At 63.4% G+C, this 15,397-nt stretch carries 15 protein-coding genes; 8 read left to right on the forward strand and 7 right to left on the reverse strand.

The features are described from left to right. The 7 genes from AC0L23_RS23650 to AC0L23_RS23680 are packed head-to-tail and all read left to right on the forward strand — an operon-like array spanning position 1 to position 7,021. Positions 1–1,020: a xanthine dehydrogenase family protein molybdopterin-binding subunit gene (locus AC0L23_RS23650; RefSeq protein ID WP_473297687.1), complete on the forward strand. Its 1,020-nt coding sequence runs from the start codon at positions 1–3 to the stop codon at positions 1,018–1,020. A 7-nt stretch (positions 1,021–1,027) separates the two neighbouring features. Then, a complete protein-coding gene (locus AC0L23_RS23655) occupies positions 1,028–1,909 on the forward strand; it encodes an AAA family ATPase (RefSeq protein ID WP_018458729.1) in 882 nt (293 codons plus the stop codon). Beyond that, positions 1,906–3,027, forward strand: a complete 1,122-nt coding sequence (locus AC0L23_RS23660; RefSeq protein WP_473297689.1) for a vWA domain-containing protein — start codon at positions 1,906–1,908, stop codon at positions 3,025–3,027. The genes AC0L23_RS23655 and AC0L23_RS23660 overlap by 4 nt, the downstream gene beginning before the upstream one ends. Then, positions 3,024–3,908, forward strand: coding sequence for an amidohydrolase family protein (locus AC0L23_RS23665; RefSeq protein WP_085394194.1), 885 nt, complete (start codon positions 3,024–3,026; stop codon positions 3,906–3,908). Before AC0L23_RS23660 ends, AC0L23_RS23665 begins: the two co-directional genes overlap by 4 nt. Positions 3,909–3,949: 41 nt before the next feature. Then, positions 3,950–4,798 (forward strand): MBL fold metallo-hydrolase, encoded by an 849-nt coding sequence (locus AC0L23_RS23670; protein ID WP_007593031.1) that lies wholly within the window; start codon positions 3,950–3,952, stop codon positions 4,796–4,798. An 18-nt stretch (positions 4,799–4,816) separates the two neighbouring features. Beyond that, positions 4,817–6,391, forward strand: a complete 1,575-nt coding sequence (locus AC0L23_RS23675; RefSeq protein WP_085394193.1) for an isochorismatase family protein — start codon at positions 4,817–4,819, stop codon at positions 6,389–6,391. A 3-nt stretch (positions 6,392–6,394) separates the two neighbouring features. Then, positions 6,395–7,021, forward strand: coding sequence for an FMN-dependent NADH-azoreductase (locus AC0L23_RS23680; RefSeq protein ID WP_247338704.1), 627 nt, complete (start codon positions 6,395–6,397; stop codon positions 7,019–7,021). Positions 7,022–7,044: 23 nt separating this feature from the next. On the opposite strand, the gene AC0L23_RS23685 is transcribed toward AC0L23_RS23680, so the two are convergent. Genes AC0L23_RS23685 through AC0L23_RS23710 form a run of 6 tightly spaced genes read right to left on the reverse strand, consistent with a single transcriptional unit; the run spans position 7,045 to position 12,910 of the window. Next, a complete protein-coding gene (locus tag AC0L23_RS23685; protein WP_247338701.1) occupies positions 7,045–8,094 on the reverse strand; it encodes a LacI family DNA-binding transcriptional regulator in 1,050 nt (349 codons plus the stop codon). Beyond that, positions 8,091–8,735 carry a ThuA domain-containing protein gene (locus AC0L23_RS23690; RefSeq protein WP_473297693.1) on the reverse strand — a complete coding sequence of 215 codons (645 nt, stop codon included), beginning with the start codon at positions 8,733–8,735 and terminating at the stop codon, positions 8,091–8,093. The genes AC0L23_RS23685 and AC0L23_RS23690 overlap by 4 nt, the downstream gene beginning before the upstream one ends. A gap of 10 nt (positions 8,736–8,745) precedes the next feature. Continuing rightward, positions 8,746–9,843, reverse strand: coding sequence for a Gfo/Idh/MocA family protein (locus tag AC0L23_RS23695; protein ID WP_247370706.1), 1,098 nt, complete (start codon positions 9,841–9,843; stop codon positions 8,746–8,748). Between the two features lie 22 nt (positions 9,844–9,865). After that, positions 9,866–10,714: a carbohydrate ABC transporter permease gene (locus AC0L23_RS23700; RefSeq protein ID WP_247370710.1), complete on the reverse strand. Its 849-nt coding sequence runs from the start codon at positions 10,712–10,714 to the stop codon at positions 9,866–9,868. Next, on the reverse strand, positions 10,707–11,648 hold the full coding sequence (locus AC0L23_RS23705) for a carbohydrate ABC transporter permease (protein WP_446481994.1): 942 nt from the start codon (positions 11,646–11,648) through the stop codon (positions 10,707–10,709). Before AC0L23_RS23705 ends, AC0L23_RS23700 begins: the two co-directional genes overlap by 8 nt. 2 nt (positions 11,649–11,650) lie before the next feature. Then, on the reverse strand, positions 11,651–12,910 hold the full coding sequence (locus AC0L23_RS23710; RefSeq protein WP_085352422.1) for an extracellular solute-binding protein: 1,260 nt from the start codon (positions 12,908–12,910) through the stop codon (positions 11,651–11,653). 163 nt (positions 12,911–13,073) lie between these two features. On the opposite strand from AC0L23_RS23710, the gene AC0L23_RS23715 reads away from it, so the two are divergent. Next, complete coding sequence (locus AC0L23_RS23715) at positions 13,074–13,832, forward strand: SDR family NAD(P)-dependent oxidoreductase (RefSeq protein WP_473297699.1); 759 nt, start codon at positions 13,074–13,076, stop codon at positions 13,830–13,832. 34 nt (positions 13,833–13,866) lie between these two features. Here AC0L23_RS23715 and AC0L23_RS23720 read toward each other — a convergent pair whose 3' ends face one another. After that, positions 13,867–15,015 (reverse strand): ABC transporter substrate-binding protein, encoded by a 1,149-nt coding sequence (locus tag AC0L23_RS23720; RefSeq protein WP_473297705.1) that lies wholly within the window; start codon positions 15,013–15,015, stop codon positions 13,867–13,869. Between the last annotated feature and the right edge of the window lie 382 nt (positions 15,016–15,397).

The following is a 15,397-nucleotide window of genomic DNA, read 5'->3' on the forward strand; positions in this document are numbered from 1 at the left end:
ATGACGCGACATCGCGGACGCGGCATCGCGTCGGTCAATTATCCCATAGGCATGAACCTCGGCGGCGATCCCAGCCAAGCCCTGGTTCATTCCAATCCGAGCGGCAAATTCACCGTGGCGCTGTCCTCGATCGACCTCGGCCAAGGCATGAAGTCGGTCACGCGGCAGATTTGCGCAGAGACGCTCGGCGTACCGGTCGAGGACGTCTATGTCGATACCGCCGATTCCGATACCGGCCCGCATTGCATGGGCTCGTTCGCCTCGCGCGGCACCCATCGCGTCGGCAATGCAGTGATGGCGGCGGCGCGCGAGGCGCGCGGCGTGATGATGGAGGCGGCCGCAGAAGAACTTGAGGTCAACGCCGCCGATCTCGAAACCGACGGACGTGGCAACATCCACGTCAAGGGCGCGCCGCACCGCTCGATCTCCACCAAGGACGTCGCCATCGCCGCGCAGTTCAAGCAGGGCAAGACTATCGCGGGTCGTGGCATCTTCCTGGTTCCTCTGTCCAATGTCGATCCGGAAACCGGCGAGATGACGCCGGCGACCTGTTACGCCCATGCCTGTCTCGTCGCCGAGGTCGAGGTTGACGACGAGACCGGCGAGGTCACGATGATCCGCATGGATTCTGCCTATGAGCTCGGCCGTGCGCTCAACCCGCGCCTGGTCGAGCAACAGCTCGTCGGCGGCGCCTGGATGGGCGTCAGTCACGCGCTCTACGAGACGCCAGAACCCTATTATCCCGACCCGGTCCACGGCCCTCGCGACTTCGTCGAATATGTCATGCCCGGTCCTGGCGATATCTGCCCGCACGACATCGCCGTATTGGAACGCCCCGCTCCCGATGGCCCCTTCGGCGCCAAGGGGCCCGGCGAAATGTGCGCGAATCCCGTATTGCCGGCGGTTGCGAACGCCATCTTCAACGCCGTCGGCGTGCGCATCGACGATCTGCCGATTACGCCGGAGAAGGTGCTGCGCGCGATCAAGGAGGGCGGCGCGCGCCCTCAGGCGCGGCGCTGAGGTCTCGATGGCCGTCCGCAGCAACATCGTCGGCATCGACAGCCCAGAGGCACTGGAGAAAGCGCTTCGGGCAGCCTATTACCTTGCCGACGAGGGGCTGGCGACCGCAGCCTATCTCGGGCTGGCACTCGGCAAGCCATTGCTGCTCGAGGGCGCGCCGGGCGTCGGCAAGACCGAGGCCGCCAAAGCCATTGCCGCGGTCCTCGGCCGCCGCCTGATCCGCCTGCAATGCTACGAAGGCATCGACGCATCTGCCGCACTCTACGAATGGAACTATCCGCGCCAGATGCTCGCAATCCGCCAGGCCGGCGATGAGAGCGTCGACATCTACGGCGAAACGTTTTTAATCGAGCGACCGATGCTGGCGACGCTGCGCGCACCTGACTCAACTGTGCTGCTGATCGACGAAATCGACCGCGCCGACCAAGAATTCGAAGCCTTCCTGCTCGAGTTCCTGTCCGACTTCCAGATCTCGATTCCGGAGCGCGGTACGGTTCGCGCCTCTGAGCGCCCGGTTGTCGTCCTGACCTCGAACCGCACGCGGGATCTTCATGAAGCGTTGCGGAGGCGATGCGTCTATCACTGGATCGACTATCCCTCCGCCGAGCGCGAAGCGCGCATCGTGATGATGCGGGCCTCCAGCGTCGCCGAGGGCACCGCGCGGGCCGTCGTCGCCGCCGTCGAGAAGCTGCGACGCGAACCACTCAGCAAGGCGCCCGGGATCGCCGAGGCCGTCGACTGGGCCGAGGCCGCCACGCTGCTGCACAAGGGCGGCGCACGGTGGCCTGATGCCTTCAGGCGCTCGATCGGCGTTGCCTTGAAAGACGAGGAGGATCTGCACTTCATTTCGCCGCGCCTCGATGCCCTGCTGGCGGAAGCCTCTGCATGAGCGCCGAACCCGAACTGCCGCGCGCTGCGCGTGTATTCATCTCGTTCGTCGGCTTGTTGCGAACGAACGGATTTGCCGTCGCACCGGAACAGACGACGTCGTTCCTGGCCGCAATCCAGTTGCTCGGTCCCCGCAGCCTGGAGGACATTCGGCAGGCAGCCCTCGCAACACTGGCTCCTCCACCGGAGCGTCGCGCAACGTTCGACCGGCTGTTCGATCTGCACTTTCGCGGAAACGAGGCAATCGAGCGCGTCGATGACGGTGAGGACGACGAGACTGTTCGGCTGCAAGAGGAGGCCCGTGGAAACGACGAGCCGCTGTTGTCGGACGAGGCCAACGAGTCCGGTCTCGCAGCTGCGCGCGCCGAAACCCTGGTCGAGCGCCGCTTTGCGCAGCTCTCGACCACCGATGCGCTGCGCCGGCTGTCCCGCGAGGCGCCGAGGCGCCTGCCGAAGCGGCGCGGCCATCGCCGCATGCGGGCTGGCAGCGGACCCTACGCCGATTTGCGCCGCACCCTGCGCGACTCCGTTCGCAGCGATGGCGAAATTCTCCGGCTGGGGCGTTTGAAGCGGCGGCAGCGCCCACGCAAGATGTTGCTTCTGATTGACGTCTCCGGCTCGATGAAGACCCGCACCGAAGAGAATATGAAGTTCGCGCACACGTTGGTGCAGGCGGCGCCCAGCGTCGAGGTCTTCACCTTCGGCACGCGGCTGACCCGCATCACCCGCCCGTTGCGACTCAAACGCCGAGAGCAGGCGCTCAGGGCGGCGGCCCATGCGGTCAGCGACTGGGACGGCGGCACCCGAATCGGCGATGCGCTTCAGGCGTTTCTCGCCGTGCCCCGCTTCGGTGGATACGCGCGGGGCGCTGCCGTGATCATCGTTTCCGACGGCCTGGAACGGGGCGAACCCGATGCGCTGCGCGATGCGGTCGCGAAACTATCGCGCCGTGCGTGGCGCGTGAGCTGGCTGACACCGCTCGCGGCTGGTCCCGACTTTCGCCCGCAGACCGAAGCGCTGGTCGCGATCGAACGCTTCGTCGACGACCTCGTCGATGGTGGCTCGAGCGCGTCGATCGTCGCGCATGTGCTGGCGCTGGGACAAAGGAGAGTTGCGTGACCGACGTCGTCGATGGGCACCATCATATCTGGCGCCAGACCGACCTGCCCTGGCTGGTGGGTCCGATGCAGCCGCGCATCTTCGGTCCGTACGAGCCGATCCGGCGCGATTACCCGATCGAGGAATATCTCGGCGACATCGAGGGCAGCGGCGTTACCCGCTCGGTCTATGTCCAGACCAACTGGGCCAATGACCGCTTCGAGGACGAGGCCGCTTGGGTGCAGCAGACCGCCGAGGAGCACGGCTGGCCGCATGCCATCGTAGCTTACGCCGACTTTTCGGTGGACGACGTGCGTCCACAGCTCGACCGCCTGAAGCGTTATGCCCTCGTACGCGGCGTTCGCATGCAACTGCATTGGCACGAGAACCCGCTTTATCGCTTTGCCGCGCGGCCGGACCTTTGCACCGATCCCGTGATCCAGCGCAATATCGCCCGCCTTGCGGATTATGGCTGGAGCTTTGACCTTCAGGTGTTCACGCCACAGATGCCTGACGCTGCGCGCCTTGCGGAATCCTGCCCTAAGGTGACCTTTATCCTCCAGCACGCCGGCATGCTGGAGGACCTTTCACCGGCAGGCCGCGCCGCGTGGCGCGCCGGGATGGCCCGCCTCGCCGCATGCCCGAACGTCGTGTCGAAACTATCGGGGCTCGGAACCTTCATCCACCGCAACGACCCCGCGCATATCGCATCCGTCCTGACCGATACGATTGCGATCTTCGGCGCCGAACGCTGCCTGTTCGGCTCGAATTTTCCGATCGAGAAATTGTGGACCAGCTATCGCGCGTTGATCGATGCATTCCGTGCCGCCGCGGCGCCGCTACGCGATGATCAGCGCGAAGCCATTTTCAAGACCACCGCTATGCGCGTCTATCGGCTCTGAGCGCCGAGGAAACAACGAGAACGGACACAGGGAGGGACGGAATGCCGCTGGAGATCAAGATTTTGGACTATGGCGATATTGAGCTGGAATCGAGCTTTTTGGTTCTCGGCCGCGATTGCGGCCGCACCCGCCGCGTCCTCACCCTCGGTTTCCTGATCCTCGGCGGCAAGTATCCGGTCGTGGTAGACACCGGTTACCGTTCCAACCAGATCATGGAAACGCTGGGGATGCGCGGCCTGCAGTATCACGAGCACATGATCGAGAACCAGCTTGCGCGGCACGGCGTGCGGATGGGCGATGTGCGTTTCGTCTGCCACACCCATCTGCACATCGACCACGCCGGCAAGGACGATCTGTTTCCGATGAACACGACCGTCGTCCTCAACCGTCGGGAGCTTGAATATTCTGTGTCCGGCCTGATGCATCCGCAATATCCGGCACCGGATATCAAGCATCTGATCGACCGTCTGCACACCAAGAGTGCGCTGCGCTTTCTCGACCTCGAGATCACAGGTCCCATCGAGTTGATGCCGGGTGTCTACTGCGACGCCGCGAATGCGCATACCGAGGGATCGATGAATATCATCGTCGAAACGGCCGACGGCATCGCCACCATCTGCGGCGACGTCATCTATGATTTCAACGACCAGATCGTGACGCCCTTCAACGAGATCCACGACTGGGAGCCGCGCACCACTGGCAACCACGGCACCACCAAGCGGGCCGAGAAGGCCGCCATCAAAAAGCTGCTCAGCAATTCGCGCTATCTGCTGCCGGTCCACGACCGCCCCGCCAAAATCGAAGGCGGCAACGTCGTCGGCCGGCTGCATGACCAGGTGCCTGGGCCGGTCGTGCAGTCTCTGCCCCAGCGCAACTGGTTTCCGGCCTAGACGCCAGAGGATCGACCGATGACCCACGTCACCTTGCGCTCCGAATTCGAGACCCTGATCGATCCCTACGCACCAGTCGCGCAAATCGGCACCGGTTTTGACTTTACGGAAGGACCGATCTGGCATCCGGTGGATCATTATCTGCTGTTCTCAGACATGCCGGGCGACGTGCGCCGGCGCTGGGATGCGCGGCGCGGCGTCGCCGAGGTCAAGCGTCCCTCGAACAAATGCAACGGCATGACCTATGACGCCGAGCTCAATTTGATCGTTTGCGAGCACGCGACATCGTCGTTGATCCGCGAGCGGCCGGACGGACGGCGCGAGGTGCTGGCCTCGCACTTTGGGGGACAGGAGCTCAACAGCCCCAACGACGTCTGCGTGCACTCCTCCGGCGCGATCTATTTCTCGGACCCCTGGTATGGCCGCATGCCGGTCTATGGCGTCGAGCGGCCGAGGCAGCTCGGTTTCCAAGGCGTCTATCGCGTCGTGCCCGGCGCCGACCCGAAGCTCGTCGTGGACCGCAATCTGTTCGACCAGCCGAACGGGCTGTGCTTCTCGCCCGACGAGAAACTGCTCTATGTCAACGACACCGTGCAGGCACTCATCCGCGTGTTTGATGTCAATTCTGACGGTTCCCTGTCGACCGCGCGGGTGTTCGCGAGCGCCATCCGCTCCGAGCTCGAGCCCGGCTTGCCCGACGGCATGAAGTGCGACCAGCACGGCAACGTCTGGGTTACGGCACCCGGCGGGGTCTGGGTCTATTCGCCGCGGAGCGAGCTGCTCGGCAAGCTCCGCCTGCCCGAACTCGTCGCCAACCTTACCTGGGGCGGGCCGGATTTCCGCACGCTGTACCTGACTTCGACGCACTCGGTCTATGCAATTCCCACCAGGGTCGGACCGCGCCACGAGCCCTATATGAGCGGCAAGCGAGGCAGCGGCACTGCGGCCGCGGGCTCTGCTTCCGCTGCCCCCATCCTTGCCGACGGCGAAATGCAGCTCGACCCGCGACGCTGCGCCATGATCATCCAGGATCTCCAGAACGACGTCATCATGGATGGCGGCGCCTTTGCCGATTCCGGCGCGCCAGGTCACGCGAAGCAGCAGCGCGTCGTCGAGAATGTCCGCCGCCTGGCCGAAACGGCGCGGGCGCGAGGCGTGGCCATCATTCATGTCTGGTTCGTCGTCGAGCCCGGCGCGCCCGGCGTGACGCTGAATGCGCCGCTGTTCGAGGGTCTCGTCGACAGCAAGGCGATGGTGCGCGGAAGCTGGGGGGCGGCACCGGTGTCAGGTCTCGAACCACGGCCCGGCGATTTCGTGGTCGAGAAGGTGCGAATGAGTGCCTGGGAAGGCACGAGGCTCGAAACGATCCTGAAAGCCACCGGCCGCGACATGATCATCAACACCGGCGCCTGGACCAACATGTCAGTTGAGCACACAGCGCGGACCGGTGCCGACAAGGGCTACTTCATGATCGTTCCCGAGGATTGCTGCTCGACCATGAACGCCGATTGGCACGCCGCGTCGATCAATTTCGCCATGCAGAACGTCGCCGTCGTGACCAAGGCCGATGCGGTCATCAAAGCGCTGGGATGAACGGTGGCGAAGCTCCTGCACCTGTCCTGCTCGCCCCGCGACGACTCCTGGTCAGGCGCCGGCGCACGCGTTTTCCTCGACGGCTTTCGCCAAGCTCGGCCCGACTGGGACGTGGACGTTATGGATCTCTGGCGCGAGCGCTTGCCGGAATTTTCAGGCCCCATTGTCGAAGCCAAATATGCACGGATGAAGGCGCAGGCCTTCAACGACGCGCAGCGCGACAGCTTCGCGGAAGCCGAGCGGATGGCGGTGCGCTTAGCGCTCGCCGAGCGGGTGCTGATTTCGACGCCGATGTGGAACTTCGGTATTCCCTATAAGCTCAAGCAATGGTTCGACATCATCGTCCAGCCCGGGCTCACCTTTCGGTTCGATCCGTCGCTGGGGTATATCCCGTTGCTGAAGGACCGGCCGACCATCGTCATCATTGCCAGTGGCAGCGATTTCGCCACCGGAATGAACCGCGGGCGCATCGACATGGCAACGCCTTACCTGCGCGAAATTTTGCGTTTTGTCGGCATCAGCAATGTCCGTTTCATTCCGATCGGACCAACCACTGGACCACAACAGCCCATCGAGGCGTCCCGCGAAAGAGCCCACCAACGTCTGGCCGCAATGGCCGAGAGCTTCTGATGCGCCCCGCAGGTCAGTCGAGGCTACGGCAGATTGTCCCGCAGAAAAATGTCGATGCGGATGCGCTCCTGGTCGGGGCTGATCGGCTCACCCGAACAATGCGCGAGCAGGACTCGCGCCGCAGACCGTGCCTCGTGGCCGGGATCCTGGTTGATGATGGCATCGAGCGTGCCGCGGACCAGGAAACGCCGCGTGTATTGGGTCAGCTCATGGGCAATCCAGACCACCTCGCGCGACCGTCCCGAGGCCTCGAGCGCGTCGGCGATGCCACGGTTCCCGGCGCCGCAGCAGTATATGCCGCGCAGATCGGGCTGGCGCGCGAGCAGTGCCGCAGTGAGCTCCCGGGTGCGCTCGCTGTCGTCGCGGCCCTCGATCACGGGCAGCGCGTGCAGGTTCGGATACTCGCTGGACAGGATCTGGTGGAAGCCGAACTGCCGCTCGGTGTGATCGCGCAGCGACAACGATCCCGCGATGACGGCCACCGTCCCCTTGCGACCAGTGAGGAACCGTCCCATCAGCGTTGCAGCGGTGCGGCCTGCCGCCGGGTTGTCGATGCCGACATAGTGCAGCCGGCGCGAGCTCGGCGCGTCCGACACGAGGGTCACCACAGCGACCCCGCGCGCAGTGAGTTCGTCGATCGCGGCGCGCACCCTGGGATGGTCGAGCGCGATCACGGCGACGCCCTGATAGGCAGGCGAGAGATTTTCCAGCGCGGCGGCGAGTACGTCCGGATCGAACACGTCGACACGCAGGATATCAATGAAGCCGCGCTGGCCGGCGAGCCAGTCTGCGGTGCGCTGGACCTGCTCGGTCAGGTTGGTCATGAAGCTGTTGCTGCCCGTCGGCAGCACAAAGGCAAAGCGGAACGTCTGCCCGCGGGCAAGCCGCGCGGCCGCGACGTCGGCTCGATAGCCGAGTTTTGCCACCGCGGCCTCGACCCGCGCGACGGTCTTGGCGCGCACGCCCTCGCGCCGGTTGACGACGCGGTCGACCGTGGCGAGCGAAACACCCGCCGTGCGCGCAACGTCCTCAAGCGTGGCACGAATCACCGGCTGGCTCGCACCAGCATTCATTCGCGCGCCGCCCACAGCATGCCGCGGGTCATCAACGTTCGGATTTCCGATACGTCGAGTTCGTAAGCGCGGTGGCCGAGCGAGGAATAGAACACCCTGCCCGCGCCGTATCGCTTCTTCCAGACCACGGGCATTACCACGCCCTCGATCCAGGGCGCGTGCTCGCCGGTGAAGGTCGTCGTCGCCAACACCTCGTTGGCGGGGTCGACATGCATGTAGTACTGCTCGGAACGATGCTCGAAACTCTTCAGGCCCTTCATGATGGGATCATCCGGCTTCGTCAAGTCGACCTTGTAGTCGATGATGTTGCCGGGATGCGCAACCCACTGCCCGCCGCACAGGAACTGGTAGTCGACGGAATCGCGGAATGCGTCGCCCATGCCGCCATGATGGCCGGCGAGCCCGACGCCGCTCCGGACCGCAGCGCAGAGATTGAGCGCTTCCGCCTTCTCGATTGTCGACATGGTGTAGATCGGGATGATCAGCGACAGGTCGTGAATCGCGGGATCGGCGAACGCGGCGGTGGTGGTTTCAGTCCGCACCTCGAAGCCTTCAGCCTTCAGCCAACCACGGATCATCGAAGCACAGAGATCGGGATCGTGCCCGGGCCAACCGCCCCATACAATCATTGCCTTGCGCATGTTTCTGTCCTCAGTCGATCTGTCCGGTTTCACGCCCGGCCGGCAGCATCGCCGGCCGCTCGACGCGGCTCTCGATCTTGACGCGCCGGCCTTCCTCGGCAGAGATCTGGAACGCCTCCATCACCTCCAGCACGTGGAAAGCGAGCGCGCCGCTCGCACGATGCGGCCGGTTGTTCAGTATCGCGGAGGCCATATCGGCGGCGCCAATGGAACGGAACTCGCCATCGACATGACCGTGGGTCAGCGACACCGGTTCCCAGTCGCCGCCGGTCTTGGCGACCTGCACCTCGCCACCGAAGCGGTTCGGATCGGGCACGAGCATGCTGCCCTTGTCGCCATAGATCTCGATCGGCGCGTGCCGGTGCTTCGGCACATCAAAGCTCATCGCGATCGAGACGACCGCCCCGCCCTCGAATTCGAGCGTGCCGGCGACATGGGTCGAAACTTCGACCGGGATCAGCGTTCCGTTCATCGGCTGGCTGGTGACCAGCCGCTCGGATTTCGGACGCGCGGTCGAGCCCATCACGCTCGCCACCGGGCCGAGCAGCTGCACGAGATCGGTGATGTAGTACGGGCCCATGTCAAGCATAGGGCCGCCGCCGCGCAAATAATAGAAACCCGGCGCCGGATGCCAGCGCTCATGGCCGGGGCAGCCGAAGAACGCGCTGCCGGCCACGGGCGTGCCGATCGCGTCATCGTCGATCAGCTTGCGCGCGGTCTGGTGCCCACCGCCCAGGAACGTATCGGGCGCGCAACCGACGCGAAGATTCTTCTGCGCGGCGAGCTCCATCACCTTGCGCGCTTCCGTGACGTTAATGCCGAGCGGCTTCTCGGAATGAACGTGCTTGCCGGCGTTCAGCACCGCCAGGCTGACGTCGGTGTGGGCGAGTGGCACAGTGAGATTGATGACGATCTCAACGTCGTCTCGCTTGAGCAGCTGATCAACCCGCATCGCCGGCAACCCGAAGGCGGCGCCCTGCCGCTCTGCCGCATCGCTGCGCATATCGGCGAGCGCCTTGATTTCCATGACCGCGAAGCGCTGGGCCGCCTTCAGATAAGCGGTGCTGATATTGCCGCAGCCGATGATGCCGATGCCGACTTTTCTCATTGTGATCTCCGTGAGGTACCGTTCATCCCTTGACCGCGCCGGCGGTGAGGCCTGCGACGATGTGCTTCTGCGCCAGGAGGAAGAGAATGATCGTCGGCAGGATGGTCAACGTGATGAAGGCCAGGATCAGATGCCACTCGGACGAATACTCGCCCTGATAAATCATGATACCGAGCGGCCAGGGATAGAGCGCGTCGGTGTTGAGCATCACCAGCGGCAGCAGATAGGCGTTCCAGCTGTTGACGAAGGTGATGGTACCGACGGTCGCCAGGATCGGCCGCGATAACGGCAACGTCACATAGCGGAAGAATTTGATATAGCTGCAGCCGTCGACCAGCGCGGCCTCCAGCAGTTCGTACGGGATGTCCTTGAAGAAGCGCCGCAGCAGCAACACGCTCATCGCAAGACTGAAGGCCGTCTGCGGCAGGGCAACGCCAAAATATGTATCGAGCAGCCCGAGATCGCGTACCTTGATGAAGAGCGGCAGCACCGCCGTCGCGGCCGGAAACAGCAGGCCCAGCGTCAGGTAGCTCAGCAGCATCGAGCTGCCGTAGAACCTGATATGGGCGAAGGTGAACGCCGCCATCGAGGCGACGATCAGGGTCAAGGCTACCGTGAGGGTCGAGATGATCAGCGAGTTGCGCAAGAGCTGCCAGTAGCGTGCCGAGAACAGGATGTCGGCATAGTTCTGCCACTCCCAGTGACGTGGCAGGCCGAACGGATTGACGCGCAGTTCGCCGAGCGACTTGAAACCACCGAACAAGGTCGCGAGCAGCGGCACCATTACGATGATGGCAACAACGGCCAGGAACACCAGCTTGAACAATACTGAGGGATCGAACGGCGCTCGGATGGTCCTGACGTTACTCATCGCGCATGAACCATCGCTTGTACGTGAAGGCAAAGGTCACGCAGATCGCAAACAGAATGACGCCGATGGCACTGCCGTAGCCGACCCGCATGCGCGAGATGCCATTGTTGTAAAGAAAGCTCACCATCGTGTTCGAGGCGTCCGCGGGCCCGCCGCGCGTCAGGGGCATGACGAGATCGAACAGCTGCAACGAGCCGACGATGGCGAAGAACACGGAGAGCCGGATCGTCGGATAGAGCAAGGGGATGACCACATGTCGCAAGGCTTGCGATCGGGTCGCGCCGTCGATACGCGCCGCCTCGACCAGGCTCTTGTCGAGGCCCTGGAGCGCTGCGATGAATAGCATCATGTGGAAGCCAAAGTACTTCCAGACGACCACGATCAGCACCGCCAGCATGGCCGTATCCGTCGATGCAAGCAGATGCGGCGGCTCGGCGCCGAAGCTGCGCCAGATCGAGGCCACAAGGCCGTAGTCGCCATCATAGACGAAGCTGAAGATCAGCCCGGTTGCGATCTCCGCCAGGATATAGGGCATGAAGAACAGCATGCGCAGCGCCACCGCCCCTCGAAAGCGTTCGGCGAGCATCAAGGCCAGGGTGAGCGCAAGCGGCAGCTGGATGGCGAGCGAAACAGCGATGATCAGGCCGTTGTTGCGCAGAGCGAGCCAGAAGGCGCGGGTCTCCAGCACAAAGCGGTAATTGTCCAGGCCAATCCAGTTGGTCGGCCTGCCGAACCCGTTCCAATTGAAGCCCGAATACCAGGCTGCTTCGCCGATCGGCAGCACAACGAACAACGTGAACAACAGCAGCGCCGGCGGCAGGAACAGGATGAGCACCGTCAGCCGGCCGTCCCAACTCGGGCCACGGACCGTGACCTGCGGGATCATCTCGCCAGCAGCGCCGATCGCCGACACGCTCGCGGTCCGCCGCGTCACCGTCAGTTGCCCTGTTTCCACGCCGCCTCGATCGCCTTGGCAGCCTCTTGCGGGCTCATGCTGCCGCCGGCGATCTCGGCAGTAACGTCGTTGACGACGCGGCCGACCGACGGACCCAGGCTCTGGTCATAGAAGTTCTGGTGGTAGTTCGACTTCGCTAGATTGGCGGCGATCAGCTTCATGAAGGCGTTGTTGAGGCCGACATCCGCACCCTGCACCACCGGGATGATGAAGTTGCCCGCGGCAAGCCGCGTCTGCACCTCTTTGGAGACGAAGTACTTCAGGAAATCGACAGCCTCCTTCGGCGAGCCTTTTGTGATCAACCAACCGGTGATGCCCCCGAGCGTATCGGTCGGAGCGCCCTTGCCGCCGGTCACGACCGGGAAGTCGAACCAGCAGATCTTGTCTTCGATCAATCCGACCTTGTCGGCGGCGAGAGCGCGCTGCAGATGATAGACCGTGCTGATCGCGAGCGTCATCGCCGCCTTGCCGTCGCCGAAATAGCCGACCGCCTGCGGGTTCTTGAAACCCAGGAAGCCATTCTGGAACGGTTGGAGATCCACGAGTTGCTTGAACAGCTCGCCGGATTTCTGGAAGGTTTCCCCGGCAAAGCCGCCGTTCTCGCCACGCAACGCCGCATCGAACGCCGCCTTGCCGCCGATGCGCACAGCAAGATGCGTCCAGTAGAAGTGCAGTGGCCACTTATCGGCGCCGCCGACCACGATCGGGGTCACGCCGGCGGATTTCAACGTCTTCACGGCAGCAAGCAGATCGTCCCAGCTCTTGATCCCGGCAGGGTCGACCTTCGCCTTGGCCATCAGCTCCTTGTTGCAGAGGAAGCCGACCTGCGAGAGCGCCGTGGGCAGACCATAAACACGGCCGTTGCTGGTGAAGGCGGCGAGCGCCGCCGGTGTGAGACTGTCGCTGTAGCCCTTCACAGAATCGGTGATGTCGTCGAGCACACCGGCCTCGATCTGCGTCTTCAGGACACCGCCGGCCCAGCTGTAGATGATGTTGGGCCGGTCTTTGGATTGCAGGATGGTCGGCAGCTTGGCCTTGTAGGCCTCGTTCTCGAGGAACTGCATCTCGACCTTGACGCCGGGATGCGACCCCTCATAGGCGCGCGCAACCTCCTCCCAGATTTTGACCTGGGCCGGGTTGGCCTCGATGTGCAGCCACTTGACCGTCGTTTCGGCCGCAGCGAGTTTCGCTCCGAACAGGCATGCGACAACGGCTAGTCCCAGTTTCCCGAGCAGTCTCATCACATTCCTCCCAAGGGCTCTTATTCTTTGATGCAATCCTGCCTTCGATTTTTGAGGTACGCAACTGAAATTCTGACCTATGCACCTCACGAGGGAGGTCGCTAAGGTGAGCGGGAGAGTCGGGCCGCGTCGCGCTGCCCCCAACGCAAATCGAGGGATATCCATGGCTGCCGTTTATTCCGACCTCGCCGGCAAGGTCGTTCTCGTCACCGGAGGCGCATCGGGAATTGGCGCTGCGATCGTGCGGAGCTTCGCACAGCAGAAATCCAATGTCGTGTTCTTCGACATCAATGTCGACGCGGGCCAATCGCTGGCACGCGAGCTGTCGGATCAAGGTCTTAGCGCGCGTTTCATGCGTGTCGACTTGACCGATATTGCCGCGTTACGTGCCGGTGTCGCGGAGGCGCGCAATGTGCGCGGCGCGATCAACATCCTCGTCAACAATGCCGCGCATGACGAGCGGCACAGCACCGAGGAAATGACACCGGAATATTGGGACGACCGCATCGGGGTCAACTTGAAGCACCAGTTCTTTGCTGCGCAGGCCGTGTTGCCCGACATGAAGGCGGCGAACGCCGGCGCTATCATCAATTTCGGCTCGGTATCGTGGATCGCCGGACAAGGCGGCATGGCCGCCTACACCGCCAGCAAATCGGGGGTGATCGGTCTCACACGCTCTCTGGCGCGCGATTACGGCGCCTACAATATCCGCGTGAACGCGATAGCGCCGGGATGGATCATGACTGAGCGCCAGCTCGATAAATGGATGACACCCCAGGGCGAGGTCGAGCTCATGCAACGACAATGCCTGAAGCGCAAGCTCATGCCCGACGAGGTCGCGAAGTTCACCATCTTCCTCGCTTCCGACGAGGCTTCTGCCTGCACAGCCCAGCACTACATCGTCGATGGCGGCTGGGTCTGAGGCGGACCAGACCAGATCGTGCATCGGCGCGCCGCTACTTTGCCAGGCGGAACTTCCCGCCTTCGACCTTGATGAGAAAGGCCGAGCGCTCATCATAGCCGTTGTGATCGGCCTTGCTCATGTTCGACAGCCCATTGTTGAGATAGATGTTCTGCCCACGCTCGAGTGCGTCCCGCAGCGCCGCGCGAAATTCGATTGTGCCAGGCTTTGCCGTCTTCAGCGCATCCGGTGCAGCTTTTCCGATCAGTGCCACGACATCCCAGAGGTGAGCAGCGAACATGTTGGGCTTTTGTCCGTTCGCCGCTTCATACGCGGTCACGAACTCCTCCGTCGAACGACGGAACGGATCTCCTGCGGGAAGATCGGCGGCAATGGTAAAAGCTTCGCCCGCGAATACCGCACCTTCGACGTTCGCGCCGCCGAGCTTGATGAACTCCTCACTGGCCACGCCGTGTGTCTGAAATATCTTCCCGGCGTATCCGCGCTCGCGGAGCGCCTGCTGCGGCAGGACGGCCGGAGTTCCTGCGGACGCGATGAAGACGGCATCGGGATTGGTCGACATCACCTTCAGCGCCTGACCGGTGACGCTGGTGTCGGCGCGCGCGTAGACCTCATGTGTGGTTACGGTCAGCCCCAACGCAGGCGCGAGGCGGCTCACCTCCTTGTAGTAGCCCTCGCCGTAGCCATCCGAAACGCCGATATAGCCGAGCGTCTTCACGCCTGATGTCGCGATATGCTTGAGGATGGCGGCCGCCATGAGGTCGTCATTGGGAACGACCTTGAAAGCCCAGGCACGCTTCTCATCCATCGGTTGAACGATGGCCGTAGCGGCAGCGAGAGACAGCAGCGACGTCTTCGATTCGAGCGCGACATCCAGCATCGGCATGGTCACCGGGGTCAGAGAGGAGCCGACCAGCACGTCGACCTTATCCTGGATCACCAGCCGGCGTGCGTTCTGGACCCCTTTGGTCGAATCCGACTCGTCGTCCAGGACGATATAGGTCACCTTCTCTCCACCGATCTCTTTCGGAAGAGCTGCAACCGTCTTGAGCTGCGGCTGTCCCAGAGCGGATCCCGGGCCGCTTGCCGAAATCACAATTCCAATTTTGATGTCCGCGTGAGCAGCATTTCCAAAAAGGACGCATGCCACAAGAAGCGAGGCTCGCGCGAAACCGATCTTCATGTCCCGTTCCTCCCTGTCCGCTTTGATGACTCCGCCGGCTGCATCGGGCGCCCCGGCTCGAGCTTGCACTGCTCTCCGGGACGCACCGACGCTGCCCAGAAGGCACGTCGTCCGACATACGCGTTCCCTCCTGCGGTCCCGAGCAAGCGGGCGGATCATGCTAAGCGGATCGCGGCAACGTGTCTGTCCCTAGCGTTAGGGACAAGACATCGGTGCTCGAACCGGAATCTCGAGGTAGACGGACACGCCTTCGCGTTCTCGCGGCGCATTTCGCCCGAGCTTTGCTTGGTCGCTTCACCCTCTTGTCCAAGAGGGCGCAGGGAAGGCCGGGTGCCGGCTGGCACCCGCGGTCCGCTGCGCGAAAAGCACACGCAGGAAAACC

Source organism: Bradyrhizobium sp. MI1.4, from assembly GCF_055811315.1.